At 68.8% G+C, this 1,017-nt stretch carries 1 protein-coding gene; it reads left to right on the top strand.

The window, feature by feature from the left end:
* The first annotated feature begins 67 nt into the window (after positions 1–67).
* Positions 68–1,017, top strand: a protein-coding gene (locus ABZ896_RS52845; protein ID WP_360946722.1) for an IS5 family transposase whose coding sequence is annotated in 2 segments (ribosomal slippage) — positions 68–496 and positions 499–1,017 — 948 coding nt in all. Because the reading frame shifts where the segments join, the coding sequence is not laid out codon by codon here.

Genomic DNA, 1,017 nt, shown 5'->3' with positions numbered 1-1,017 from the left:
CTAGGTCGCTTCTGATGGCTCTTGTTTGGGTGGGTGGATCAGTGCCCCGTCTGGGCAGGGGCGTTTTATGGTGCGGCGGCATGAACTGACGGACGCGCAGTGGCAGATGATCGAGCCGTTACTGCCCGCCAACGGCAAGCCGGGTGGGCAGTGGGCCGATCACCGCACAGTGGTCAACGGGGTGTTGTTCCGGGCTCGTACCGGTGTGCCCTGGCCTGATCTTCCCGAGCGGTTTGGACCGTGGCAGACCGTCTACGAGCGGCATCGCCGCTGGTCGGCGGACGGGACCTGGCAGCAGATCCTGGCGGAGCTGCAGATCGAGGCCGATGCCAGTGACCCCGACGGCCACCTGGCCAAGGCCCTTGAGGAGGAAGCCCGGGAGTGGGCGGTGAACATCGACTCCACCTCCTGCCGGGCGCATCAGCACGCCGCCGGAGCCCGCCGCCGGCCACCGCGCGACTTCCCACTAAAGGGGGCGGTGCGCGTGTGGAGGCCGATGGGCGGGAGGCGCTGGGACGCTCGCGGGGCGGACTGACCAGCAAGGTCCATCTGCTGTCCGACGATTGTGCCCGCCCGCTGACCTGGCAGACCTCGCCGGGTCAGCGGGGCGACAGCCCCATGTTCGTCGCCGTGCTGGAGGGCTTACGGATCCGCCGGAGCGGGCCGGGCCGGCCTCGCAGTCGTCCGGACCGCGTGCGCGGGGACAAGGCGTACTCCAGCCGCGGCAACCGCGCTTATCTGCGCAGGCGGGGAATCAAGGCAACCATTGCCCAGCCCGATGACCAGCTGGCCAAGCGCCGGCGCAAGGGCCGGGCGGGCGGACGTCCACCGGCCTTCGACAAGGCCCAGTACCGCCGTCGCAGTGCCGTCGAGCGGTGCGTGAGCAAGTGGAAGCAGTTCCGCGCTGTCGCTACGCGCTACGACAAACGCGACTACATCTTCAACGGCACCCTGACCGCGGCAGCGATCGTCATCTGGCTCCGAGACACCGTCCAAGAGCCATCAGAAACGCCCTAG

Source organism: Streptomyces sp. NPDC047072 (assembly GCF_040643855.1).
Classification (GTDB): Bacteria; Actinomycetota; Actinomycetes; order Streptomycetales; family Streptomycetaceae; genus Streptomyces.
The sequence above is the reverse complement of the archived record's forward strand: the minus strand, read 5'-3'. Positions and strand labels throughout refer to the sequence as shown.